Below are 25,670 nucleotides of genomic sequence, written 5' to 3'. Positions count from 1 at the left end.
TGAGGGATATCCATGATACTGGAGAAGATACAGAGGGAAAACGATATTCAAAAACTGAATAAAGAAGAGCTTGCCATTCTTGCCTCGGAGATCCGGGAGTTTCTGATCGAGAAGATCAGCCATACCGGAGGGCATCTGGCGTCAAATCTTGGGGTGGTAGAGCTTACAATGGCTATGCACCTTTGTTTCCATCTTCCGGAAGATAAGATGATCTGGGACGTAGGGCATCAGTCCTACACACATAAAATCTTAACCGGAAGAAGAGAGGGATTTGATGATCTGCGGAAATATGGCGGCATGAGCGGGTTCCCGAAACGCAATGAGAGCAAGTGCGACGCTTTCAATACCGGACACAGCTCCACCTCCATCTCCGCAGGACTCGGATATGTGAAAGCCAGGGAGATCCGAAAAGAGAATTACCGGGTCATTTCCGTCATCGGAGACGGTGCCCTGACAGGAGGGATGGCTTTTGAAGCACTCAACAATGCGGCCCACCTTGGAAAGAACTTTATCATTGTCTTAAACGACAACCGGATGTCCATATCGGAGAATGTCGGAGGGATGTCCAGATATCTGGACGGCATCCGCACGGCGGACGTTTACAACCGTCTGAAAAGAAATCTTGAGAAAGCTCTCCGGAAGATTCCAGGAGGCGGAGAACAGATCGTAAGTCATCTGAGAAAGACAAAAAGCAGCATCAAGCAGCTCTTTGTGCCGGGGATGTTTTTTGAAGATATGGGGCTTACGTACTTGGGACCCGTCGACGGACATAATTTAAAAGAACTGGTCCGCGCCTTTAAAGAGGCAAAGCGGGTAAAAGGAGCAGTCCTTCTCCATGTAGTGACAAAGAAAGGAAAAGGGTATCTTCCGGCAGAGAGGGAACCTTCCAGATTCCACGGCACAGGGCCTTTTGATATCAGGACTGGATCGCCTCTGGAAAAAAAGGAGAAAGATACGTACACCGATGTGTTCGGAAAAATCATGTGCGATATGGGAAAGAAGGAGCCGTCCCTTGTGGCCATCACGGCAGCAATGGAGGACGGGACTGGACTGGGAGAATTTCACAGACGATTCCCGGATCGCTTCTTTGATGTCGGGATTGCGGAAGGACATGCCGTCACTTTTGCGGCAGGGCTTGCGGCAGGCGGCCTAAAACCTGTATTTGCTGTGTACTCTTCCTTTCTTCAGAGGGGATATGACCAGATCATCCACGATGTGGCTCTTCAGAATCTGCCGGTGGTTTTTGCGGTGGACAGAGCCGGACTCGTGGGAAGCGACGGTGAGACACACCAGGGGATCTTCGACCTTTCCTATCTGTCTATGATCCCGAATATGACTGTCCTTTCCCCGAAAAACAAGTGGGAGCTGGCGGATATGCTGAGATTTGCCATCGCATACCAGGACGGCCCTGTGGCAGTTCGTTATCCAAGAGGTGCGGCGTACGACGGATATAAGGAGTTCCGCTCTCCTGTCCTTTACGGAAAATCGGAGGCGGTTTTCGAAGAGGAAGACATCGCTATCCTGAGCGTCGGACATATGTTTGAGACGGCTGCAAAAGTGAGGAAAAAATTAAAGGAGGCAGGCTTAAATGCCAGCCTGATCAATGCAAGATTTGTAAAGCCGATGGATGAGGAGATGCTCGTCACACTTGCGAAGGATCACCGGCTTTTCGTTACCATAGAAGAAAATGTCAAAACCGGCGGATTTGGGGAACGGGTAATGGATTTCGCGGAACGGATGGAACTTCCGGTCCGGGTGCTTGCTGTCACGCTTCCGGACGATTACATTGAGCATGGAAGCGTTTCCGTTCTCAGAAAAGAAGTGATGCTGGACGACGAATCCGTCTATAAACAGATACTGACTGTGTACGCAGGAATGCAGCACACAGAAGAAAAAAGATAAGGAGACGCCATGAAAGAACGGTTAGATGTATTACTTGTAAAAAGGAATCTCGCCGAATCCCGGGAAAAGGCAAAGGCCATCATCATGTCCGGAAATGTGTTTGTGGAAGGACAGAGGGAAGACAAAGCCGGAAGCACGTTCCCGGAAGAAGCAACGATAGAGATCAAAGGCCACACACTTCCGTATGTGAGCAGGGGCGGGCTGAAGCTGGAGAAGGCGATGCAGGTCTTCGACGTATCCATGAAAGACAAAGTCTGTACGGATGTGGGGTCATCCACAGGGGGATTTACCGACTGTATGCTGCAAAATGGTGCGAAAAAAGTCTTCGCCATTGATGTCGGAAGAGGGCAGCTTGCGTGGAAACTTCGCCAGGATGAGCGCGTCGTCTGCATGGAAAAGACGAATATCCGCTATGTGACACCGGAAGATCTGGGGGAACCTGTGGATTTCTCTTCTATCGACGTATCTTTTATCTCCCTTACGAAAGTGCTGCTGCCGATCCGGAACTACCTGGTAGATGACGGAGAGATTGCAGCGCTCATCAAACCCCAGTTTGAGGCGGGGAGAGAAAAGGTGGGAAAGAAAGGGGTCGTGCGGGAACCTGCCACCCACGTGGAAGTCATTGAACATGTGACGCAATATGCGGCTTCCATTGGCTTTACCGTCAAAAATCTGACATATTCCCCGATCAAAGGACCGGAAGGAAATATCGAGTATTTGGTACACTTGAAAAAGATACCGGATGGAACTGCGGCAGACATACCGTCAAAAGAAGAAATCAAATCGGTGGTGGCTGAGGCATTCCAGTCGCTGGCAAAATAAGGACAGGCATATGGATAGATTTTATATCATAACCAACGAATCAAAAGACGAAAGACATGAAATATCAAAGCAGATCGAAGACTATCTGACAAGACACGGGAAAATATGCATCACGGATCCGGAGGAGGCAAAAAGGACAAAACTGGACTGCGCCATAGCCATCGGAGGCGATGGGACGATGATTCTCACTGCCAGAGAGCTTCTCGGGCGGGATGTTCCTCTTTTGGGAGTCAATATGGGGACGCTCGGCTATCTCACAGAAGCCGAAATACAGAATCTGCTGCCGGCGCTTGATCAGCTGATGGGCGACAGGTACACGATCGAGGAGCGGATGATGCTTTCCGGGAATATCAAAGGAATGAAGGAGGACATCGCCCTGAACGATATCGTTGTGACAAGGAGCGAATCCCTTCATATCGTGCGCCTTATGCTGTATGTAAACGGAGAGTATCTGACATCCTACCAGGCGGACGGCCTGATCATTTCCACTCCGACTGGTTCTACTGCATACAATCTTTCAGCGGGAGGACCCATCGTGGAACCTACAGCGTCCATGATCCTTATCACTCCGATCTGTCCTCACTCCCTGAATAAGAGCAGCATTGTCCTTGCTGCCACGGACGAGATCCAGATTGAGATTGGATCGAGAAGGAACAAAGAAAGGGAAGAAGCGGTCGTGACTTTTGACGGTACAGACATTATGAGGCTTGCCACAGGGGACCGCGTGAAAGTAAAAAAAGCAAACGAAATAACGAAACTTGTGAAACTCAGCAATATTAGTTTTTTGGAAACACTGCGTGAAAAAATGAAAGGAAATTAGGCAAATGAAGGTAAACAGACACGCGAAGATCGTAGAGTTGATCCGGAAATACGATATCGAGACACAGGAAGAGCTGGCAGAATATCTGAATGAAGCCGGATTCAAAGTAACTCAGGCAACGGTGTCGAGGGATATCCGGGATCTGAAACTGACAAAAGTGCCGTCGGAGAACGGAAAACAGAAATATGCTGTGCTCCGCCACGACGGAAGAGAAATGAGCGAAAAATATATCCGTGTCCTGCGGGACGGGTATGCATCGATGGATATGGCACAGAACATCCTGATCATCAAGACAGTGCCAGGGATGGCGATGGCCGTAGCGGCCGCTGTGGATGCCATGCAGTGGCACGAGATTGCCGGTTCCATTGCCGGAGACGATACGGTTATGTGTGCGGTCAGAAGCAAAGAGGAGACGGTAAAAGTCATGAACAAAATCCGGGCAATCCTGATATAAAGGAGGAAGCATGTTACAAAGTCTGCATGTAAAAAACCTCGCCCTCATCGACGAGGCAGAAGTGGAATTAAAAGACGGGCTCAATATCTTAACCGGCGAGACCGGGGCGGGGAAGTCCATCCTCCTTGGATCAGTGCAGCTTGCCCTGGGCGGGAAATACACGGCGGATCTTCTTCGGGAAGGCGCCGATTACGGACTTGTGGAGCTGGAATTTTTTGTAAAAAATCCGCAGATCATCGAAAAACTGCGGAAGATGGATATCGAGCCGGAAGACGGCATGATCGTGCTGAGCCGCAAACTCATGGACCAGAGAAGTGTGAGCCGGATCAACGGCGAAATGGTGCCCCTTGGGAGACTCAAAGCTGCGGCGGAAATACTCATTGATATTCACGGACAGCATGAACACCAGTCTTTGTTGTATAAAAAGAAACATATGGAGATCCTGGATGCCTACGCAAAAGAAGAAACCTTGCCGGTAAAAGAAAAAGTGAAAGAGGCATACCGCGCGGCCAGAGAAGCAAAACAGAAGCTTGACGAAGCGATAAACGGAGAGGCAGAGCGGAAAAAGGAAGCGGATTTTCTTGCTTTTGAGGTGGAGGAGATCCGGGATGCAGGGCTCATCCCGGGAGAAGACGAAGAGCTGGAAGAACGCTACCAAAAAATGCGCAAAAGCAGAAAGATCATGGAGAGCCTGATGGAGACGTATCATTATACCGGTGGATACGAAGCAAGTTCCATAAGTGAGCTTTTAAGCCAAGCGATCCACGCTATGTACGAGGCGGCAGAGTACGATGGAGAGACGAAAGAACTTTATGGGCTGCTTGTGGAGATCGAGAGTCTCCTGAATGATTTCAACCGGGAGATTTCCAACTGTCAGGAAAAACTCCGGTTTTCTGAGGAAGAATTTTACGAGATGGAAAACCGGCTGAATACCATCAATCGATTGAAATCCAAGTATGGCAACACCATCGGGGAAATACTCGATTACGCGGCGCAGAAAGAAGAACGGCTTCTCATTTTGTCCGATTACGACGCCTATTTGGCAAGACTTGAAAAAGAATTTTCCGAGGCTCAAAAAACGCTTCGAAAGTATGCTGATCGTCTCACGGACATCCGGAAACGCTATGCTGAGGGACTTGCCGGGACACTGCGCGAAGGAATCCGGGATCTGAATTTTCTTAATGTGGACTTCACAGTGGAAGTGCGTCCCCTTTCTGACTTTACAGAGAACGGGGCGGACGAAGTGGAATTCATGATCTCACTGAATCCTGGGGAAAAGAAAAAGCCGCTTGGCGCCGTGGCTTCGGGCGGAGAATTGTCAAGGATCATGCTGGCGGTAAAAGCGGCGCTGGCTGACAAAGATGAGGTGGAAACACTGATATTTGATGAAATCGATACCGGGATCAGCGGACGTACTGCACAGAAAGTGTCTGAAAAAATGGCTCTTCTTGGAAAACGCCATCAGGTCATCTGCATTACTCATCTGGCTCAGATCGCAGCTATGGCAGACTCCCATTATCTGATCGAGAAAACGGTGGAAAACCAGAAGACGACGACCCAGATCCGGAGGATTTCGGACAAGGAGGCGATTGCGGAACTGGCACGTATTCTGGGCGGAGCAAAGATTACCGATGCGGTGTACGAGACGGCGCAGGAGATGAAAGAGCTGGCAGTAAAAATGAAAAAAAGCGAATAAAAAATCAAAATAGAAAGATAATAATGGGGACGTGTTCCGATGGTTAGGAACACGTCCCCATTTCACGTAAAACAGGGGTGATATTGTGCAGAAAAGATGGTACCGCAGAAGTGTTTTGATTTTACTGATCGCTTTTATGCTGACTGGAGGAGGATATTGTTTTCTGGAATGGAAGCAGAGTCTGTTTGAGAGGGAAGCCAGCACTTCCGAAGTGTCGGACGATCTTTTGATCCCGGGAGGGATGCCGATCGGAATCTATATGGAAACAGACGGAGTGATGGTGCTTGGCACGGAGGCTGTGGAAGAAAAGGGCGGCACTACACAGGAACCGGCGAAAAATATCGTGAAGGCTGGAGACTATATTGTCGGGATCAACGATGAGGCCGTGACAGACAAAAAAGACCTTCAGAGAGCTGTTAAGTCCCAGGAAGCACAGGAGGTTGTGCTGCACCTTCGGCGGAACGAAGAATACGTGGACGTAAAGACAAAACTGGTTGATGCCAGGGATGGGAAAAAGCTTGGTATCTGGGTAAAAGATGACGAGCAGGGGCTTGGAACTGTCACGTTTCTGGACAGCAAAAGCAGGTTCGGGGCTCTGGGACACGGAATCCGGGATACAGATACGAGTGAACTTCTGGAGATTCGGGAAGGACGCCTTTACACAACCAGCATCCAGGAGATCAAAAAGGGAAAATCCGGGGAGCCTGGAGGTATGGAAGGGATTATTGTCTACAACAATTACAATATCTTAGGAACAATCGAGCAGAACACGGAATCAGGGATTTTCGGGACGATAGACCGGATCGATGCCCTTTTTTCCGAGCAGGAAGCCATACCGGCGGCAGCGCCTTCGGACGTTCATACGGGAGAGGCCGTGATCCGCTGCGCTGTAAGCGGGAAAGTGGAGGAGTACAAAATTCGTATTACAAAAGTCGACCTGAATGCGCACGAAAAGAATAAAACCCTCGTCATCGAAGTGACAGATGAAAGACTTTTGGAATTAACCGGAGGAATCGTGCAGGGGATGAGCGGAAGTCCCATTATTCAGGACGGAAAACTTGTCGGTGCCGTGACACACGTCTTCGTCCAGAATGCGGCCAAAGGTTATGGGATCTTCATCCAGGATATGTTGAAATATGTCGGATAAAGCAAAAAATGTTTCACTCTGTCGAATTGTTACGACAGCAATTTCTTGATTCTGCAAACCGCCAATTTTATAATATGGAACGTAGCGCTTTTCAGAAAAGAATGGGAGAAATTGGAGGTAAATAAAAGATGGAGCAGGTAAATGTTGCGATTGCGGACGACAATGAACGAATGCTGGAACTGCTTGGCAGCATCATTACGGAAGACAAAAGTCTGAATCTTGTCGGAAAGGCGAATAACGGGGAGGAAGTTTATCAGATTATAAAAACGAAAGAACCGGATGTCGTGCTTCTGGATCTCATCATGCCGAAAATGGACGGACTTAGTGTCATGGATATGGTAAACAAAGACGGGACTATCAGAAAGCGTCCTGAATTCATCATCGTGACAGCAGTGGGACAGGAAAAAATCACGGAAGATGCATTCCGGAAAGGTGCGGCATATTACATCATGAAACCTTTCCGGAACGAAGTACTTTTAAACAAGATCAGAAGCACACAGGAGAAAAAGCACGGGGAAATCCTGATACAAGGAACGGGACTCATGGAACGGTCAAAAGAGCCGGAACCGCTTGAGACAAGGGTTACCGACATGATCCACGAGATCGGGATACCTGCTCATATCAAAGGATATCATTACTTGAGGGACGCCATCATCATGGCGGTAGAAGATATGGATGTTTTAAACGCCATCACAAAGATTCTTTACCCAACGGTGGCGAAAAAACATCAGACAACAGCAAGCCGTGTGGAACGGGCTATCCGCCACGCCATCGAGGTGGCGTGGAGCAGAGGGAAGCTTGACATTCTCGATGAACTGTTCGGCTATACGGTTAGCAACGGAAAGGGAAAGCCGACCAACTCGGAATTTATCGCTCTTGTCGCAGACACCATCAGATTAGAGTATAAACATCGATAAAATCTTTGCAAATATGCAAAAATGCGGTATAATAAGACAAGAGCGTAAAAAATAGGAGGAAGGCTTATGAAAAGAATATTATTTGTGGCATCTGAGTCTGTTCCATTTATCAAAACAGGAGGACTGGCCGATGTTGTAGGTTCTTTACCGAAATATTTTGACAAAGAAGAGTACGATGTAAGAGTGATGCTTCCGAAATATATGTGTATGAAAGAAGAGTGGAAGGAAAAACTTTCTTATAAGACGCATTTTTACATGGATCTGAACTGGCGTGAACAATATGTGGGAATTTTGGAGCTTGTTCATGAGGGAATTACATTTTATTTCGTTGATAATGAATATTATTTCAACGGAGGGACACCGTACGGAGATGTAAAATGGGATATCGAAAAATTTGCTTTTTTTTCCAAAGCAGCGCTGAGCGCACTTCCGCTCATCGATTTCCGGCCGGATATCATCCACTGTCATGACTGGCAGACAGGACTTGTACCGGTTTATCTTGATAATTTCCGTTACGGAAATGAATTTTTCCGCGGCATCAAGACGGTAATGACGATCCATAACCTGAAATTCCAGGGGGTATGGGACACAAAAACGGTCAAAGACATCACAGGACTTCCTCAATACTATTTTGCACCGGACAAACTGGAAGCGTACAGGGATGCAAACCTTTTAAAAGGCGGTATCGTCTACGCAGACAGAGTAACAACAGTAAGCAATTCCTACGCTGAAGAGATCAAGACTCCGTTTTACGGAGAACGGCTGGACGGTCTGATGAATGCCAGATCCAACTGCCTGTCCGGTATCGTGAACGGAATCGATTACAAGGAATGGGATCCGGCCACAGACAGTCTGATTTCCTATAACTATGATATCAGCAATTTCAGAAAGGAAAAAGTAAAGAACAAACTGGCGCTTCAGGAAGCGCTCGGACTCACACAGGACAAGAAAGCTATGATGATCGGTATCGTATCCCGGCTCACAGATCAGAAGGGATTCGACCTGATCGCCTATGTGATGGACGAAATGTGCCAGGATGCGGTACAGATCGTTGTCCTTGGCACCGGCGAGGAACGTTATGAAAATATGTTCCGCCACTTTGCATGGAAGTATCAAGGCAAGGTTTCCGCGAATATCTATTATTCCGAACCGATGTCCCACAAAATCTATGCATCCTGCGACGCTTTTCTCATGCCGTCGTTGTTTGAGCCATGCGGTCTCAGCCAGCTGATGAGTCTGCGCTACGGAACCGTTCCGATCGTGAGGGAGACAGGCGGCCTGAAAGACACGGTGGAACCGTACAATGAATTCGAGAAGAAAGGTACCGGATTTAGCTTTGCAAACTACAATGCACATGAGATGCTGGCTGCGGTCCGTTACGCAGAAAGGATCTACTATGACAAACGACGTGACTGGAACAAGATCGTAGAACACGGCATGAGCCAGGATTTCTCATGGAAGAATTCAGCCGAACAATACAAAAACCTTTATGAAGAGTTATAGCGCTTTTGCGTATGTGACAGCACAGGAGACAGACATGAAAATAAAAGAAAAATTATATTCCGACGGTGTTCATATTTCTTTTGAAGTATTTCCGCCGAAAACAGATGACAAATATGAAAGTGTGAAAAAGGCAGTGGACGAGATCGCCAAGGTGCGGCCGTCGTTTATCAGCGTTACATATGGAGCAGGGGGCGGTACAAGCAAAAATACCGTTGGGATTGCATCACATATTCAAAACGACCTCGGGGTGCCAAGCATTGCCCATCTGACATGCGTATCGTCCACAAAAAGTGAAGTAAAAGAAGTGGTAAGAAAACTCAAAGATGAAGGGATCCAGAATATCCTTGCGCTCAGGGGAGACATCCCGGATGGAATGGAGTACCCGGCAGAGGACAAATTCCGCCACGCGGAAGGGCTGATCCGTCTGCTTAAGGAGGAAGGGGATTTCTGCATCGGAGGAGCCTGCTACCCGGAAGGACACGTGGAAAGCCCGAATCAGAAAGAGGATATCCGTTATCTGAAGGAAAAAGTGGACTGCGGCCTCGATTTCCTTACGACACAGATGTTTTTTGATAACCACATCCTCTATAATTTCCTTTACAAGATCAGGGAAGCCGGGATCACGGTTCCTGTTCTTCCAGGGATCATGCCGGTCACAAACAAAAACCAGATCAAGAGGATCTGTTCCCTTTCCGGGACATATCTGCCGGAACGGTTTAAGGCTATCGTGGATCGGTTCGGGGATCATCCGGCAGCCATGCAGCAGGCTGGGGTAGCGTATGCGACAGATCAGATTATTGACCTGATTGCCAACGGCATCGACAACATCCATGTCTATTCCATGAATAAGCCGGAAATTGCCCGGGCGATCATGGCAAATCTTTCGGAGATTGTAAATGGATAGGAAGATCAAAGAGGCGATTCGTTATCTTGGATACGGGAGTCATGCGATAGATGAAAAGACACTTGCGATGATCGAAAGTTCTTTTGAGGAACTGGAGAAAATCGTGAGAATGCGGTTCATCTATCGCATTTTTGAATTGTCCCACGAAGAAGGGAATCGCCTCAGAATCGGACAATGGGAGATAGAAAGTAAGAGTCTGTCAAAAAATATGAAAGGGTGCGGACAGGTGGTGGTCTTTGCTGCAACCCTTGGTACGGAGGCGGACAGGCTGATGAGAAGATATGCTTTGACGGATATGGCAAAGACAGTCGTCATCCAGGCGTGTGCAGCAGCTCTTTTGGAAGAATACTGCGATGCCTGCCAGGATGAGATTTCGGAACAGATGTGGCAAGAGGGATATTATCTCCGTCCGAGGTTCAGCCCCGGGTACGGGGATTTTGATATCCGGCACCAGGAACGGCTGCTTGGCCTTCTGGATGCAGGAAAATCTATCGGGCTTACGATGACAGAAAGCTGCATGCTCGTCCCGACAAAATCCGTGACGGCTCTTATCGGAGCCAGCACGACAAAGACTGCATGCCACAGACAGGGCTGCGAAGTATGCGAAAAGACAGACTGTATATACAGAAGAGACAGCAGATGAAAAGGAGTGACCAGATGATCAGAGAACGGATCTACAAAGAATTGCTATTTTTGGACGGCGGCATGGGGACGCTTTTGCAGGAAAAGGGATTAAATCCTGGAGAACTGCCGGAAACATGGAATCTGAAAAACAAGGAGGCAGTCATCTCGATCCATCGCCAGTACTATGAGGCTGGAAGCGATATCGTCCTTACCAACACATTCGGGGCCAATGCACTTAAATTCCGAGACAGTGAGTATCGATTGCAGGATATCATACAGGCAGCGGTGGAAAATGCGAAAGAAGCGAGAACACTTGCAGGAGTCGATGATGGACGCCATTATATCGGGCTCGACATGGGACCCACCGGAAAGCTTTTAAAACCTATGGGATACCTTGGTTTTGAGGAGGCGTACGAAGCATTTGCAGAAGTTGTGCGATGCGGGGTAAAGGCCGGTGCGGATCTGATACATATTGAGACGATGAGCGATACGTACGAGACGAAAGCGGCTGTTTTGGCTGCGAAGGAGGAAAGTGATCTTCCTGTCTTTGCCACACTGATCTTTGATGAAAAAGGAAAATTGCTGACAGGAGGGGATGTTCCGTCAGTGGTAGCGCTCCTGGAAGGACTCGGCGTGGATGCGCTTGGAATCAACTGTGGACTTGGACCAAAACAGATGATGCCGATCCTTTGCGAGATGCGAAGATGGGCTTCGGTTCCTATTATCGTAAAGCCAAATGCAGGCCTTCCAAAACAAAGAGACGGACACACGTACTATGATGTGACGCCGGAAGAGTTTGCCGACTGTATGGAGGAAATGGTAGAAGAAGGCGCGTGCATCATCGGAGGATGCTGCGGGACAACCCCGGAACACATCCGGATGATGACAAACGTATGCCGGGAAAAAGCGATCCACGTACCGGAAAAGAAGACAGATACCATTGTATCTTCTTACGGACAGGCGGCTGTACTTGGAGATATGCCTCTGATCATCGGAGAGAGGATCAATCCTACCGGGAAGAAACGTTTTAAACAGGCACTCAAAGAGAAAGATATCGATTATATCCTGAAAGAGGGGATCCGCCAGCAGGAGCAGGGAGCCCATATTCTGGATGTAAATGTAGGACTGCCGGACATTGATGAGCCAGCTATGATGGAGGAAGTCATCACAGAACTTCAGGGTATCACAAGCCTTCCACTTCAGATCGACACGGTAGATGCAAAGGCCATGGAACGGGCCATGCGGATCTATAACGGCAAGCCGATGGTCAATTCCGTAAGCGGGAAACAGGAATCCATGGATATGGTATTCCCTCTTGTGAAGAAATACGGAGGTGTTGTCATCGGTCTTGCCCTTGATGAGGGAGGAATCCCTGAGACGGCGGAAGGCCGGGTAGAGATTGCCGGCAAGATCATAAAAGAGGCAGAAAAATACGGGATCGAAAGAAAAGATATCATCATAGACGTCCTGACAATGACGATCAGCTCGGAGCCGGAAGGAGCCAGGATCGTTCTGGAGGCTTTGGAGAAAGTAAGAAGACGTTACGGAGTGAAGACAGTCCTTGGAGTTTCCAATATCTCTTTTGGCCTTCCATACCGCCCGGCGGTCAACTCCACATTCTACGCTCTGGCTATGCAAAAAGGGCTGACAGCCGGAATCATTAACCCAGGATCGGAAGAGATGATGAAAGTCTATCGGTCTTATCTGGCGCTGATGAACTTTGATAAAAACTGCGAAGCTTACATCCGTGCATATGCAGATCAGGAGGAAAAAGGGAAGGAAAAGACAGGGGCAAAAGAGGAGATGACCCTTGGTTACGCCATCCAGAAGGGACTGAAAGAAGAGGCGGGCCATCTGGCCAAAGCCTGCCTTGGAGAAGCGGAACCGCTGGACATTATCAATCAGCATCTCATCCCTGCCCTTGATTACGTCGGAAAAGGATTCGAGAAAGGAACGATCTTCCTTCCGCAGCTTCTCATGAGCGCAGATGCGGCAAAAGAAGCGTTTGCAGTCATCAAAGAAGCGCTGGAGGAAAGCGGCAGACAGGAAGAAAAAAAGGAAAAAGTCATACTTGCTACCGTAAAAGGAGACATCCATGATATCGGGAAAAACATTGTGAAAGTTCTCCTGGAAAATTACGGATTTGACGTTATCGATCTTGGAAAAGACGTGGATCCAAAGCGGATCGTGGAGACAGCGATCAAAGAACAAGTCTGCCTTGTTGGATTAAGCGCCCTTATGACAACCACTGTCGTCAGTATGGAAGAGACGATCCGTCTTTTGAGGGAAGAAAAACCGGACTGCAAAGTCATGGTAGGAGGCGCAGTTTTGAATGAGGAGTACGCGGATATGATCGGAGCTGACTTCTATGGAAAGGACGCGATGCAGTCCGTCTACTACGCACAGCGCGTGCTGAAGGAACAAGGGTAGTCCCTTGACACTTTCGGCTTCATCCATTATAGTAGTAAAAGAACTTTTAAGAGAATGAGATTAGGAGGGATCTGCCATGATGAGAGGACTTGATACTCCGGTAAGAAAGCGAAGAAGAAAAGTGTTCGAGGAGGTCGCTAGGATCGCATTTGAATCCACGCCGGAAACACTGAACGCAGAGTTGGAAGCTGTGCCTTACCGGCTTGTCAATGAAAATACGGAAAACTACAGGGAAGGGGTGTACCGTTTCCGTTCTATCGTAAGTGAACAGATGCGGCTCGCCATGGGTATGTCTCTTCGACCGGAAGATAAGCCTGTTCATCTGACTGCAGGCGTTGAGGCAAGTAATATTTCGGACAAATATTACGAGCCGCCGCTTATGCAGGTCATCCCGTCGGCATGCTCGGCCTGTGAAGAAAATAAATACGAAGTAAGCAATATGTGTAAAGGATGCTTCGCGCATCCATGCATGGAAGTTTGCCCAAAAGGGGCTATTTCTATGGTAAACGGACATTCTTTTATCGATCAGGAAAAATGTATCAAATGCGGAAAATGTAAATCTGTATGCCCGTATGACGCCATTGCCAAGAAAGAACGTCCATGTCAGGCAGCCTGCGGCGTCAAGGCCATCGAATCCGACAAATTCGGACGTGCCCGCATCAACCCGGACAAATGTGTATCCTGCGGTATGTGCATGGTAAGCTGCCCGTTCGGGGCGATCTCCGACAAATCTCAGATTTTCCAGCTGATACAGGCATTGAAGGAGGGAAAGGAGATCATCGCTGAGGTGGCGCCGGCATTTGTAGGACAGTTCGGGCCTGGAATCACGCCGCGAAATATTAAGGCCGCCCTCCATGAGCTTGGATTTTCCGCGGTGTACGAAGTGGCACTTGGGGCCGACATCGGCGCTATCGCCGAAGCACATCACTATGTGGAAAAGGTTGTGACAGGGGAACTGCCGTTCCTTCTTACATCCTGCTGTCCGTCCTGGTCCATGCTGGCGAAAAAGTATTTTCCGGATCTGATCGATGAGGTATCCCAGGAGCTTACTCCGATGGTGGCGACAGCCCGCACGATTAAGCAGGAACATCCGGAAGCACGAGTTGTCTTCATTGGGCCATGTGCGTCCAAGAAGCTGGAGGCGTCCAGAAGGACTGTACGAAGTGATGTGGACTTTGTCATCACGTTTGAAGAGCTTCAGGCCATTTTTGACGCAAAAGGGATCGATCTCACTACATATGAGGCGGAATCCTCTTTCCATAATGCAACAGGGGCAGGAAGAGGATATGCGGCGGCCGGAGGAGTGGCCAAAGCCATCGAGAAATGTATCAACGAATACTACCCGGATGTGGAAGTCAACATCGAACACGCGGAAGGGCTTGCAGAATGTAAAAAGATACTGGCTCTTGCCAAAGCGGGAAAAATGAACGGATGTCTCATCGAAGGGATGGGATGCCCGGGAGGATGCATCGCCGGTGCAGGGACGAATATCCAGGTTGCAAAGGCAAAGAAAGCACTGGATGATTTTGTAAATCATTCCACAAAACAGCTTCCGCCAAAAGAGCTGGAAGAAATAGAATTAAATTAAATATACGATCAGGAGGCAGATAAAGTCATGCAGACTTATGGAGTGAACGAATTGAGAAAGATGTTCCTGGATTTTTTTGAAAGCAAAGGACATCTCGTAAAAAAGAGTTTTTCGCTTGTACCGCACAACGATAAGAGTCTTCTTCTTATCAACTCTGGTATGGCACCGTTAAAACCGTATTTTACCGGACAGGAGATCCCGCCGAGACGCAGGATGGCTACATGTCAGAAATGCATCCGTACCGGGGACATCGAAAATGTAGGGAAGACTGCGCGTCACGGTACGTTTTTCGAGATGCTCGGAAACTTTTCCTTTGGGGATTACTTTAAGAAAGAAGCCATCCGCTGGTCCTGGGAATTCCTCACAGAAGTCGTAGGGCTGGATCCGGAACGTCTCTATCCGTCTGTATATGTTGACGACCAGGAGGCGTTTGACATCTGGAACAAGGAGATGGGGATTCCGGCAGAGAGGATCTACAAATTCGGAAAAGAAGACAACTTCTGGGAACATGGATCCGGACCTTGCGGACCTTGTTCTGAGATTTACTATGACCGTGGAGAAAAATATGGATGCGGACGCCCGGACTGTACGGTAGGATGCGAGTGCGACCGCTATATGGAAATCTGGAATAATGTCTTTACACAGTTTGACAATGACGGACACGGAAATTACAGTGAGCTGGAGCAGAAAAATATCGATACCGGAATGGGACTGGAACGACTGGCCTCTGTTGTGCAGGATGTGGACTCTATTTTTGATGTAGATACCATAAAGGCACTCCGGGACCACGTATGCCGCATTGCAGGCGTGGAATACGGAAAAGATGAGAATCAGGATGTTTCCATCCGTGTTATCACAGACCATATCCGTTCCGTGACATTCATGATCTCAGACGGAATTATGCCGTCCAACGAAGGAAGAGGCTACGTGCTTCGCCGTCTTCTCAGACGTGCTTGTCGTCATGGAAGACTTCTGAACATCGGAAGAAAATTCTTAAATGAACTTTGTGAGACTGTTATCGAAGGATCCAAAGACGGATATCCGGAACTGGAAGAGAAGAAAGATTTCATCCTCAATGTCATCAGCAAAGAGGAAGATCAGTTTAACAAAACGATCGATCAGGGGCTTGGCATTCTCGCGGATATGGAAAAAGACATGGCAAAAAATGGCGAAAAGACGCTTTCCGGCGAAAATGCATTCAAACTCTACGATACGTACGGATTCCCTCTGGATCTGACAAAAGAGATCCTGGAAGAGAAGGGACTTGGCATTGATGAGGAAGGATTCCAGGCGGCTATGAAAGTCCAAAGAGAGACTGCCCGCGCAGCACGGGGAGTCACAAACTACATGGGCGCCGACGTGACAGTCTATGAGTCCATCGACCCGTCTGTTACAAGTACATTCGTAGGTTATGACACTTTGACGCACGCTTCCAAAGTCACGGTTCTCACGACAGAGACAGAGATCACAGATGCGCTCACAGAAGGTGTGGAAGGCACGATCTTTGTGGAAGAGACACCGTTTTATGCTACAAGCGGGGGACAGAACGCGGATAAAGGTACGATCGTTTCTGAAGACGGAAGCTTTGCCTTTGAAGTAAAAGATGTCAAAAAACTGCTTGGCGGAAAGATCGCACATATCGGCTGCGTGACAAAAGGAATGGTAAAGACAGGAGATACCGTAAAGCTTCAGGTGGAAGAAGAAAATCGTCTCCTTTCCGGAAGAAACCACAGTGCCACACACTTGCTTCAGAAAGCGCTCCGCACGGTTCTCGGGACACACGTAGAGCAGGCAGGATCCTATGTGGATGCCTCCAGACTTCGTTTTGACTTTACTCATTTTTCCGCACTCTCACAGGAGGAATTAAAAGAGGTAGAAGAGATCGTCAACAAGGCAATCGCAGATGCCCTCCCTGTCAAAGTAGAAAATCTCCCGATCGAGGAAGCGAAAAAGACGGGCGCACAGGCTCTGTTTGGCGAAAAATACGGCGATATCGTGCGTGTGGTCAGCATGGGGGATTTCTCCATTGAATTCTGCGGCGGTACTCACGTAGACAATACATCTTCCATCGGCTGTTTCAAGATCATCTCTGAGACAGGAGTGGCAGCTGGAGTGAGAAGGATCGAAGCCTTGACAAGCAAAGGACTGTTGACTTACTATGCAGACCTGGAAAATGTACTCCATGAGGCTGCAAAAGCGCTGAAGACGACTCCGGATCATCTGGAAGAAAAGATCGCGCATCTTCAGATGGAAAACAAAGAACTCCGAAGCGAAGTTGAAAGCTTGAAGAGCAAACTTGCCAAAGACGCCATGGGAGATGTCATGGATCAGATGAAAGAAATCGGCGGTATGAAAGCAGTTATGCTCAAAGTAGAAGGCGTCGACATGAATGGTCTGAGAGAACTGGGAGACCAGCTCAAAGAAAAGATGGGCGAAGGCGTGGCAGTTATTGCATCCGTGGCAGACGGAAAAGTAAGTCTCATGGCGACCGCAACGGACGGAGCAGTGAAAAAAGGCGCGCACTCCGGAAACCTTATTAAAGCCATCGCAGGCCTTGTAGGAGGCGGCGGAGGCGGACGCCCGAATATGGCTCAGGCTGGAGGCAAGAATCCGGCAGGAGTGGACGATGCTCTGAAGAAAGCAGAAGAAGTACTGGGAGAACAGCTTTCCTGATCAGATCAAGAGGCTTTGCCTGCTTTTCATCGATACTTGTGAAAGAAAACGCAAAAAACTTCTTGACGTTTAAGCAAAGTGTGCTATAATACTTGTAGTGCAATAAAATACCCGAACAGTCGTATGATGCACAATACAGGACTGGAGGGGAGGTTAGGTGTGAGACAATGTCAAATGTAATCGTAAAAGAAAACGAAACACTAGACAGCGCTTTACGCAGATTCAAACGCAACTGCGCAAAAGCTGGAATCCAGCAGGAGATTCGTAAAAGAGAACATTACGAAAAACCAAGCGTTAGACGTAAGAAAAAATCTGAGGCTGCTAGAAAACGTAAATATAACTAATTATGTGCAGATAAATAGGGTGTTGTACAACACCCTATTTTTGTTTGTAAAATATGAATTGAAAAATACTTTTTGTGTTCCCGCCAAAAGGGGACACATTTTCATAATAAAGGGAGGAAAAGTTATGTGGTATAAAGGAGTGATCTTTGGAGAAAGTTCTTATGAGATCGTCCTGTGGTTTATGGTGTACAGCATTATGGGATGGATCGTGGAGTCCATTTATATGTCGATCTGCAACCGGAAACTGACAAACCGGGGATTTGCGAAAGGACCGTGCTGCCCAATCTACGGGTTGGGGGCTCTATCTGTCTTTTTCATGCTGCGGCCTTTTGCAGACTGCCCGGTACTCCTGTTTTTTGTGGGATCCATCGTGGCTACCACGCTTGAGTATTTTACAGCCATCGTGATGATCCGTATCTTCGGCGAAGTCTGGTGGGACTACAACGAAAAACCGTTCAATTACCGTGGTATCATATGCCTGGAAAGCTCGATAGCCTGGGGATTCTATACTGTGTTCCTTTTCTTGTTCCTGCAGAATTTTGTCATATTCCTCGTAAGCAGCATTCCGACGTCCATGGGGAAAATCATCGGAAGTCTGTTTCTGATTCTTTATGGTCTGGACTTTTCCACATCCCTTTACCGCGCAAAGAAGCAGGAGAAGCGAAAAGCAGAAGAAGAGAAAGAGGAGGAGACGGCATGGCAGCGATATTGATCATAGAAGACGATGAATCTGGTACTGGAAAAAGGAGGGTTTGATCTCGTGCTTTTGGATCTCATGCTTCCAGGGATGCCGGGAGAAAAAGTGCTTCTTGAGATCCGGCAAAAAGGACAGGTCCCGGTCATCGTCCTGACGGCAAAAGAAGAGCTGGACAGCAAGGTCGATATGCTCCTTGCTGGCGCGGATGACTATATTTTAAAGCCTTTTGAGATCCGGGAAGTGCTTGCAAGGATCCAGGTGCAGCTCAGAAAAAGCGGGAATGTCGGGCAGAAAACAGTGCTGGAACACAAAGGCCTAAGACTTGACAAAGAGGAACATCAGATATCCGTAAATGGGACCATCCTTACCGGGATCACAAGGCAGGAATTTCAGATTCTGGAGCTTTTTCTTACATGGCCCAAGAAAGTTATTTGGCAAAGAAGAAATCTTCGAGGCGGCCTGGCAGGAACCTTTTATGGGAGAGACGAAGGCGATCGATGTCCACATAAGCAATATACGAAAAAAGCTCCGGACAGATCGGAAGTATCGGAATTCATCTGACAGGGCAGGAGGCTTTGCGCGGCATATGGTCAGCAGCCATTTACGGTATTGTTTTTGTCATACTTAGTATGTTTGTATTTCAAAAGAGGGATATACGATAATGGGAGCAATTATTGTGCTGCTTACGGCAGCAGTCATCATCTTAGTATGTATATTGATTATTTACAAGCGGCAGATCAGAGATATCTGCCGCCAACTTTCGTTTTTGAAAGAACATGAGAGCAATCTTATGATCACAAAGCAGATAAACGGAGGAGATATCCGTGAACTTGCCGACTGCCTCAATGAGATGATCGAACGCCAAAGGAAGGAACGCAGAAAATATCTGAAAAAAGAGCAGGAGATTTCCGATATCTACACAAATCTGTCCCATGATATCCGCACTCCCCTTACTTCCCTAAATGGATATTTTGAGCTTTTGAGAGACAGTGAGAAACTGGAGGACAGGCAACGTTATCTTTCTGTTATCGAAGAGAGGATCGACAGTTTAAAAGAGATGTTGGAGGAGCTCTTTACTTACACAAGACTGAAAAATGAGACGTACAATCTTGAACTCAAAGAACTTTATTTTGAGCGTATTCTCAAAGAGACGATTTTTTCCTATTACGATGAATGGGAAAAGAGAGGCATAGAGCCGGATATCCAGATAGAGGAAACATCCATGAAGATGCTGGGAAATGAGCAGGGGCTTAAACGGGTCGTCCGCAATATTATCAAAAACGGGCTGGATCACGGGCAAAGCCAGATCTGCATTGCACTTCGCAGGGACGGCCAGGAAGCAGTCTGCCTGTTTCGAAACAAGACGGAAAGACCAGGAGATATCAATCCTGACCGCGTGTTCGAACGGTTTTATAAAGCAGATCAAGCCAGAAGCAAAAGTTCTGCCGGGCTTGGCCTTTCCATTGCCAAAGAATTTACAACTCGGATGAACGGACAGATCAAGGCTTTTCTTGATGATGGCTGGTTTGCCATAGAGATTCGCTTTCCTCTCCTCGGATAAAAGTGTATGCTCGTGTCGTCTCATCTGGGTAATCTTCTTTTGCCTGGAAAAAGGAATATTTTCCCAAGTGTCCTGTAAAATGATAATAAAGGAAATAGACAGGGGAAACTACGTGAAAAAACTGATCGCAGCCGTGCTGGCAGCCGCTTTGCTGTTCTCATGCAGGGTAGTGCCGGTAAAGGCAGAAGAAGGGCCGGCCATCGAAGCGCCGTCGGCGATTCTCATGGAAGCGTCCACAGGGAAAGTTATTTATGAAAAAGATGCGGACAGTAAACGCCCGCCGGCAAGCGTCACAAAAGTGATGACACTTTTGCTGATCTACGATGCACTGGAGGCAGGGACGATAAAAAAGGAGGACGTGGTAGCGACCTCAGAGTATGCCGCATCTATGGGAGGATCCCAGGTATTTCTGGAAGTAGGAGAAGAACAGACTGTCGACACACTCCTGAAATGTATTGTCGTATCCAGCGCCAACGATGCCTGTGTGGCCATGGCAGAACGGATCGCAGGATCAGAGGAGGCGTTTGTAAATGACATGAATGAACGAGCAAAAGGACTTGGGATGAAAAATACATCTTTCAAAAACTGTAACGGTCTGGATACAGACGGCCATGTCACGACAGCCCGGGATATCGCGCTGATGTCGAGGGAACTGATCACGAAGTATCCGGATATTTACAACTACACGAAAATCTGGATGGATACGATCGTACATAAAACGAAAAAAGGAGAGGAAGAATTTGGGCTTTCCAACACAAACAAGCTGATCAGGCAGTACACTTATGCCACTGGACTTAAGACTGGATCTACAGGGAAAGCCAAATTTTGTCTGAGCGCCACAGCAAGAAAAGATGATATCGACTTGATTGCCGTCATCATGGCAGCTCCGGACTCCAAGACTCGGATGGCAGACGCTCAGAAACTTTTGAATTATGGGTTCTCCAAATGCCAAAAGTACGAGGATGCAGATTACTCGAAGCTCCAGGAAAAGATTCCGGTAGAGAAGGGAGAAAAGAAAGAGGCTGTCGGTATCCAGAAAGAAGGATTCTCCTATGTGGACACCGAAGGAAACGACCTTTCCCAGGTAAAAAAGGAAATCAACATGGACAAAAAGAAAACTGCGCCGGTCAAAAAAGGGGAGAAGATAGGGACAGTCGTGTACAAGATTGGAGAGAAAACGATCGGAGAGGTGCCCGTCGTGGCAAAAGAAACGGTGCCCGCATTGACACTCAAAGGAGCCATAGAAGAGGTTTTAGGCAGCTTTTCGTTGTAAAATCTTAAGAAAAATTATATAATGTCGTGGAAGGGAGCCAAAAGAATGCTAGGAGAAAAAAAATATTTTTTGTTTGATATTGACGGCACGTTGGCCGTGGACACGACATTATATGACGGCACAAAAGAATTTTTGGAATGGATAGAAGAGACGGGCGGAAGATGTTTTTATATTACAAATAACTCCACAAAAAGCAGAAAAGACTATGTGGAGAAGTTTAAAAACTGGGGGATCCGGACGGAGGAAAGCCAGTTTATGACGGCATCCTACGCCGCCTGTCTTTATCTGAAGAAATATTATGAGGGAAAAAAGATTTTTGTACTTGGTACACCTTCCTTTATTAAAGAATTAAAAGAGGCAGGTATTCTAGTAACAGAAAAGGCGGAGGATCATGTGGACTGCGTCCTGGTCGGATTTGACAGCACATTAAACTATGATAAAATGACAGACGCATGCAGGCTTTTATTTCAAAAAGAGGTAGATTTCCTTGGGACGAATCCCGATCTCAGATGCCCGGCCTCTTTCGGATTCATACCAGACTGCGGAGCAATCTGCAGAATGTTGGAAGTGACTGCGGGAAGGAAACCGTATTTCATCGGGAAGCCGAATCGCCTGATCGCAGATTTGTGTATGCAGCAGTGCAAAGGAAGCCCGGAAGAATATCTTGTGGTAGGGGATCGCCTGTATACGGATATTGCCTGCGGTATCGAGGCTGGCATTGAGACTGCCGTCGTTTATACGGGCGAGGCAGATCCGGAGGAAGTGCGGACAAGCATCTGGAAACCGGACTATGCATTTGATACGATCCGCCAGCTGTATGATGCAGTCCGAAAGGCGCGTGGGGAAGGAGCCGGAAGATGACGGTTTATTTGGCCGCGGCAGGGATTTTCGTATGTATTGTTTTTCTTCGGATTCTGTATGAGACACATACATTTCGTGTCACAAGATATGAGGTACGTTCGGATAAATTTCCTGAAATGATGAAAGACTGGAAAATCGTTTTCCTGAGTGACCTGCACAACCAGGAATACGGGGAAAAGAATCAGAAACTTATAGACGCGATTCGAAAAGAAAGGCCTGATCTGATCCTCGTCGGCGGCGATATGCTGATTCGGGGTAAAGAGGCAGAAATTTTTCCTGCAGTGCGGTTTATGGAAGCGATGACGAAGATCTGCCCAGTGTACTGTGCAAACGGGAATCACGAACAGCAAATGAAAGAAGGAATGGAACGATACGGGGATACCTATGCGAACTACCGTGCACATCTGGTTTCCCACGGAGTGCATATGCTGGAAAATGAGACAGCCCTCCTTACCATCGGAGGTATGGAGTCGGAGATTTCCGGGATAGAGATTCCCGTTCGATACTACGGAAAAGGTCTTCCGTGGAAAGGAAAAAAGAAATTTGAAGGGGCAGATGTGGAGGAACTTCAAAAAAAGATGGAAAGCTCCAGGGATCGTCTTGGAAAAGAAGAGCCATACCGTATTTTTCTTGTACATCAGCCTCTCTACGCAGAGGAGTACGAAAAGTGGGGGGCGGATTTGATCCTATGCGGACATCTTCACGGCGGAATTGTGCGACTTCCGTTCCTTGGCGGTGTCATCTCCCCTCAGCTTACATTGTTTCCCAAATATTCAGGAGGCCATTACAAGAAAAAGGAAAGCGATATCATTGTCAGCAAAGGGCTGGGGACACACTCTTTTACTGTTCGCCTGTTTAACCGGGCTGAGGTAGTAGTAATAACCGGAAAGAAGAAAAATCAGCGTCCAGAATAACTATGACAACGTTGTGCGGAGAGCAGAAATCATGTATAATGAAAAACAGCGGCATTGTGTGCGAAACATCATGATGCAGCAGAAAACCAGAAACAGACAGGAGGCAAGAAAATGGGAATACCGGTCAAGCTCCCGGTGTTTGAGGGGCCATTGGATCTGCTTTTGCATCTGATAGACAAAAATAAGATCGATATCTATGATATCCCGATCGTGGAGATCACGAACCAATATATGGAATATATCAAGGCAATGGAAAGAGAAGACTTGAATACCATGAGCGAATTCCTCCTGATGGCAGCAACCCTTCTTGATATCAAATGCAGAATGCTTCTGCCAAAAGAAGTAAACGAAGAAGGGGAAGAGGAAGATCCAAGGCAGGAGCTGGTAGAGCAGCTTCTCCAGTACAAACTGTATAAATATATGGCGCTTGAACTAAAAGACAGAGAGCTTTTGAGCGACAGAAGTATGTTTAAGAAACCGGATATTCCAAAAGAAGTGTCAGAGTACACTCCTCCTGTGGATTTGGATGAACTGATCGGAGATCTGACGCTGACAAAGCTCAATCAGATCTTTCAGGAAGTGATCCGCAGGCAGACAGAAAAGATAGATCCGGTAAGGAGCAAATTTGGGAAGATAGAAAAAGAGGAAGTGACACTTCCGGAGAAGATGGACTACATTTCCGCTTACACAAAACTTCACAGACGGTTTTCATTTCGAGATCTCCTGATGAGACAGTCATCCAAAGTACAGGTTATAGTGACATTTCTGGCTGTGCTGGAGATGATGAAATCCGGACGTGTGCGTGCCGAGCAGGAGGAGACGTTCGGGGAAATCATGATCACATCCACAGCGGAGGAGGAAAAGAGTGAACAAAAAGAAAATGGCGGGGATCATTGAGGCGATCCTCTTTACTATGGGAGATTCGGTAGATATTTCCAGGCTGGCAAAGGCGTTGGAGACAGAAGAAACCGCCGTGCGGGAGACGGTGGGAGAAATGCAGAAGGAGTACGAAAAAGAGGACAGAGGAGTTCGGATCATTGAGCTTGACGGAGCATATCAGATGTGTACAAAGACAGATACATATGAGTATCTCATCCGAATTGCAAAACAGCCAAAGAAACAGGTTCTTTCGGATGTACTCCTTGAGACATTGTCCATCATCGCATACAGACAACCTGTGACAAAGCTGGAGATTGAAAAGATTCGGGGAGTGAAATCAGACCATGCGGTCAATAAACTTGTGGAATACAATCTCGTCTGTGAAGTTGGAAGACTGGATGCACCGGGAAGACCGCTCCTTTTTGGAACAACAGAAGAATTCCTCAGGAGATTCAGCGTCCAGTCGCTGGATGATCTCCCCTCCGTAGATCCGGAACAGCTGGAACATTTTAAGGAAGAGGCGGAAGACGAGGCAAAGATCAAACTTCATGTCTAGAAGATCAAAACAAGATTGTCAGAAAAAGGAAAACCGAAAAAACAAGAATGCAGCAGCATAGAAAAGAAGACAGAAAGGATAAAGTTATGGCAATGATGATACAGGCAAAACTTCCGGAACCGGAAGAGCTGAAGAAAGAATATCCGCTCAGCGAGGAGATGAAGAAAAGAAAAGAAGAAAGAGATGGAGAGATCCGCAACGTATTTACCGGATACTCAGACAAATTTCTCGTGATCGTGGGTCCATGCTCCGCGGATAACGAAGACGCGGTATGTGAATATGTGGAAAAGCTGGCAGTCCTCAACGAGGAAGTAAAAGACAGATTAATTCTGATTCCGAGGATCTATACAAACAAACCACGAACAACAGGAGAAGGATATAAAGGGATGCTCCACCAGCCGGAACCAGATAAAGCGCCAAACCTTCTGGAAGGACTGATCGCCATCCGAAAGCTACACATCCACGCTATCGAAGTAAGCGGACTGACATGTGCAGATGAAATGCTCTACCCGGAAAACAGAAGTTATCTGGATGACATTCTCTCCTACGAAGCCATCGGTGCCCGCTCTGTAGAAAATCAGCAGCACCGCCTGACAGCAAGCGCCATGGATATTCCAGTAGGAATGAAAAATCCAACAAGCGGAGACCTGGCTGTCATGCTGAATTCCGTAAAAGCGGCACAGGCAGCACACCAGTTCATCTACCGGACACTGGACGTGACAACGACAGGAAATCCCCTGGCACACGCAATCCTCCGGGGAGGAGTCGATAAATACGGCACCTGCATACCAAACTACCACTACGAAGATCTATATCGGTTAAGCGCCATGTACCAGACATCCGGTCTCAAAAATCCGGCAGTCATCGTAGATGCAAACCACTCCAACTCCAACAAACAGTACAAAGAACAAATCCGGATCACAAGCGAAGTACTCCACAGCAGAAAATATAATCCGGAGCTGAAAAAACTGATCAAAGGAGTTATGATCGAAAGCTATCTGGTAGAAGGAAATCAACAAATTACAGAAAACCGCGTGTATGGAAAATCAATAACAGACCCATGCCTTGGATGGGAAGATACAGAAAAACTCATACGCAGGATTGC

22 protein-coding genes and 1 pseudogene are annotated in these 25,670 nt (G+C 47.5%); all 23 read left to right on the top strand.

Features of this window, described 5'->3' with window-relative positions; all coding sequences use genetic code 11:
• Positions 1-12: 12 nt before the first annotated feature.
• Complete coding sequence (gene dxs / locus FLB61_RS05670) at positions 13-1,902, top strand: 1-deoxy-D-xylulose-5-phosphate synthase (RefSeq protein ID WP_221919630.1); 1,890 nt, start codon at positions 13-15, stop codon at positions 1,900-1,902.
• 9 nt (positions 1,903-1,911) lie between these two features.
• Positions 1,912-2,724 carry a TlyA family RNA methyltransferase gene (locus FLB61_RS05665; RefSeq protein WP_221919629.1) on the top strand — a complete coding sequence of 271 codons (813 nt, stop codon included), beginning with the start codon at positions 1,912-1,914 and terminating at the stop codon, positions 2,722-2,724.
• A gap of 10 nt (positions 2,725-2,734) precedes the next feature.
• Positions 2,735-3,544: an NAD(+)/NADH kinase gene (locus FLB61_RS05660; protein ID WP_221919628.1), complete on the top strand. Its 810-nt coding sequence runs from the start codon at positions 2,735-2,737 to the stop codon at positions 3,542-3,544.
• Positions 3,545-3,548: 4 nt separating this feature from the next.
• A complete protein-coding gene (gene argR, locus FLB61_RS05655; protein WP_087199104.1) occupies positions 3,549-3,998 on the top strand; it encodes an arginine repressor in 450 nt (149 codons plus the stop codon).
• A gap of 10 nt (positions 3,999-4,008) precedes the next feature.
• Complete coding sequence (recN, locus tag FLB61_RS05650) at positions 4,009-5,694, top strand: DNA repair protein RecN (protein ID WP_221919627.1); 1,686 nt, start codon at positions 4,009-4,011, stop codon at positions 5,692-5,694.
• A gap of 85 nt (positions 5,695-5,779) precedes the next feature.
• Entirely contained in the window at positions 5,780-6,841 is a 1,062-nt protein-coding gene (locus tag FLB61_RS05645; protein WP_287449103.1) for a SpoIVB peptidase S55 domain-containing protein, read from the top strand.
• 128 nt (positions 6,842-6,969) lie between these two features.
• The gene (spo0A, locus tag FLB61_RS05640; RefSeq protein WP_221919626.1) at positions 6,970-7,758 is read left to right on the top strand and encodes a sporulation transcription factor Spo0A; all 789 of its coding nucleotides are present in this window, start codon (positions 6,970-6,972) and stop codon (positions 7,756-7,758) included.
• 66 nt (positions 7,759-7,824) lie between these two features.
• Positions 7,825-9,261 (top strand): glycogen synthase GlgA, encoded by a 1,437-nt coding sequence (gene glgA, locus FLB61_RS05635; RefSeq protein WP_087211352.1) that lies wholly within the window; start codon positions 7,825-7,827, stop codon positions 9,259-9,261.
• A 34-nt stretch (positions 9,262-9,295) separates the two neighbouring features.
• A complete protein-coding gene (metF, locus tag FLB61_RS05630; protein ID WP_221919625.1) occupies positions 9,296-10,165 on the top strand; it encodes a methylenetetrahydrofolate reductase [NAD(P)H] in 870 nt (289 codons plus the stop codon).
• Entirely contained in the window at positions 10,158-10,808 is a 651-nt protein-coding gene (locus FLB61_RS05625) for a vitamin B12 dependent-methionine synthase activation domain-containing protein (protein ID WP_087211349.1), read from the top strand. Before metF ends, FLB61_RS05625 begins: the two co-directional genes overlap by 8 nt.
• 14 nt (positions 10,809-10,822) lie before the next feature.
• The gene (locus FLB61_RS05620; RefSeq protein ID WP_221919670.1) at positions 10,823-13,219 is read left to right on the top strand and encodes a homocysteine S-methyltransferase family protein; all 2,397 of its coding nucleotides are present in this window, start codon (positions 10,823-10,825) and stop codon (positions 13,217-13,219) included.
• A 76-nt stretch (positions 13,220-13,295) separates the two neighbouring features.
• Positions 13,296-14,807: a 4Fe-4S dicluster domain-containing protein gene (locus tag FLB61_RS05615; RefSeq protein ID WP_087199115.1), complete on the top strand. Its 1,512-nt coding sequence runs from the start codon at positions 13,296-13,298 to the stop codon at positions 14,805-14,807.
• 27 nt (positions 14,808-14,834) lie between these two features.
• The gene (gene alaS / locus FLB61_RS05610; protein WP_087211346.1) at positions 14,835-17,480 is read left to right on the top strand and encodes an alanine--tRNA ligase; all 2,646 of its coding nucleotides are present in this window, start codon (positions 14,835-14,837) and stop codon (positions 17,478-17,480) included.
• A 167-nt stretch (positions 17,481-17,647) separates the two neighbouring features.
• Positions 17,648-17,824 (top strand): 30S ribosomal protein S21, encoded by a 177-nt coding sequence (rpsU, locus tag FLB61_RS05605; protein WP_004054229.1) that lies wholly within the window; start codon positions 17,648-17,650, stop codon positions 17,822-17,824.
• A gap of 124 nt (positions 17,825-17,948) precedes the next feature.
• On the top strand, positions 17,949-18,536 hold the full coding sequence (locus FLB61_RS05600; protein WP_221919624.1) for a putative ABC transporter permease: 588 nt from the start codon (positions 17,949-17,951) through the stop codon (positions 18,534-18,536).
• A gap of 42 nt (positions 18,537-18,578) precedes the next feature.
• Positions 18,579-19,149, top strand: a pseudogene (locus tag FLB61_RS13445) (response regulator transcription factor); the annotation flags it as partial.
• Between the two features lie 33 nt (positions 19,150-19,182).
• On the top strand, positions 19,183-20,082 hold the full coding sequence (locus FLB61_RS05590) for a sensor histidine kinase (protein WP_087199127.1): 900 nt from the start codon (positions 19,183-19,185) through the stop codon (positions 20,080-20,082).
• A 112-nt stretch (positions 20,083-20,194) separates the two neighbouring features.
• Complete coding sequence (locus tag FLB61_RS05585) at positions 20,195-21,355, top strand: D-alanyl-D-alanine carboxypeptidase family protein (protein WP_330625509.1); 1,161 nt, start codon at positions 20,195-20,197, stop codon at positions 21,353-21,355.
• A gap of 45 nt (positions 21,356-21,400) precedes the next feature.
• On the top strand, positions 21,401-22,216 hold the full coding sequence (locus FLB61_RS05580) for an HAD-IIA family hydrolase (RefSeq protein WP_087211335.1): 816 nt from the start codon (positions 21,401-21,403) through the stop codon (positions 22,214-22,216).
• Complete coding sequence (locus tag FLB61_RS05575) at positions 22,213-23,130, top strand: metallophosphoesterase (RefSeq protein WP_221919622.1); 918 nt, start codon at positions 22,213-22,215, stop codon at positions 23,128-23,130. The genes FLB61_RS05580 and FLB61_RS05575 overlap by 4 nt, the downstream gene beginning before the upstream one ends.
• A 111-nt stretch (positions 23,131-23,241) precedes the next feature.
• Positions 23,242-24,027, top strand: coding sequence for a segregation and condensation protein A (locus FLB61_RS05570; RefSeq protein ID WP_221919621.1), 786 nt, complete (start codon positions 23,242-23,244; stop codon positions 24,025-24,027).
• Positions 24,011-24,565, top strand: a complete 555-nt coding sequence (scpB, locus tag FLB61_RS05565; RefSeq protein WP_204244137.1) for an SMC-Scp complex subunit ScpB — start codon at positions 24,011-24,013, stop codon at positions 24,563-24,565. Before FLB61_RS05570 ends, scpB begins: the two co-directional genes overlap by 17 nt.
• A gap of 86 nt (positions 24,566-24,651) precedes the next feature.
• Positions 24,652-25,670, top strand: a 1,019-nt coding sequence (locus FLB61_RS05560; RefSeq protein WP_221919620.1) for a 3-deoxy-7-phosphoheptulonate synthase, incomplete at its 3' end; no start/stop codon positions are given.

This window comes from Sellimonas caecigallum (genome assembly GCF_019754295.1).
GTDB classification, from domain to species: Bacteria; Bacillota; Clostridia; order Lachnospirales; family Lachnospiraceae; genus Sellimonas; species Sellimonas caecigallum.
Note: the sequence above shows the minus strand (reverse complement) of the source record. Positions and strands in the feature narration are given on the sequence as shown.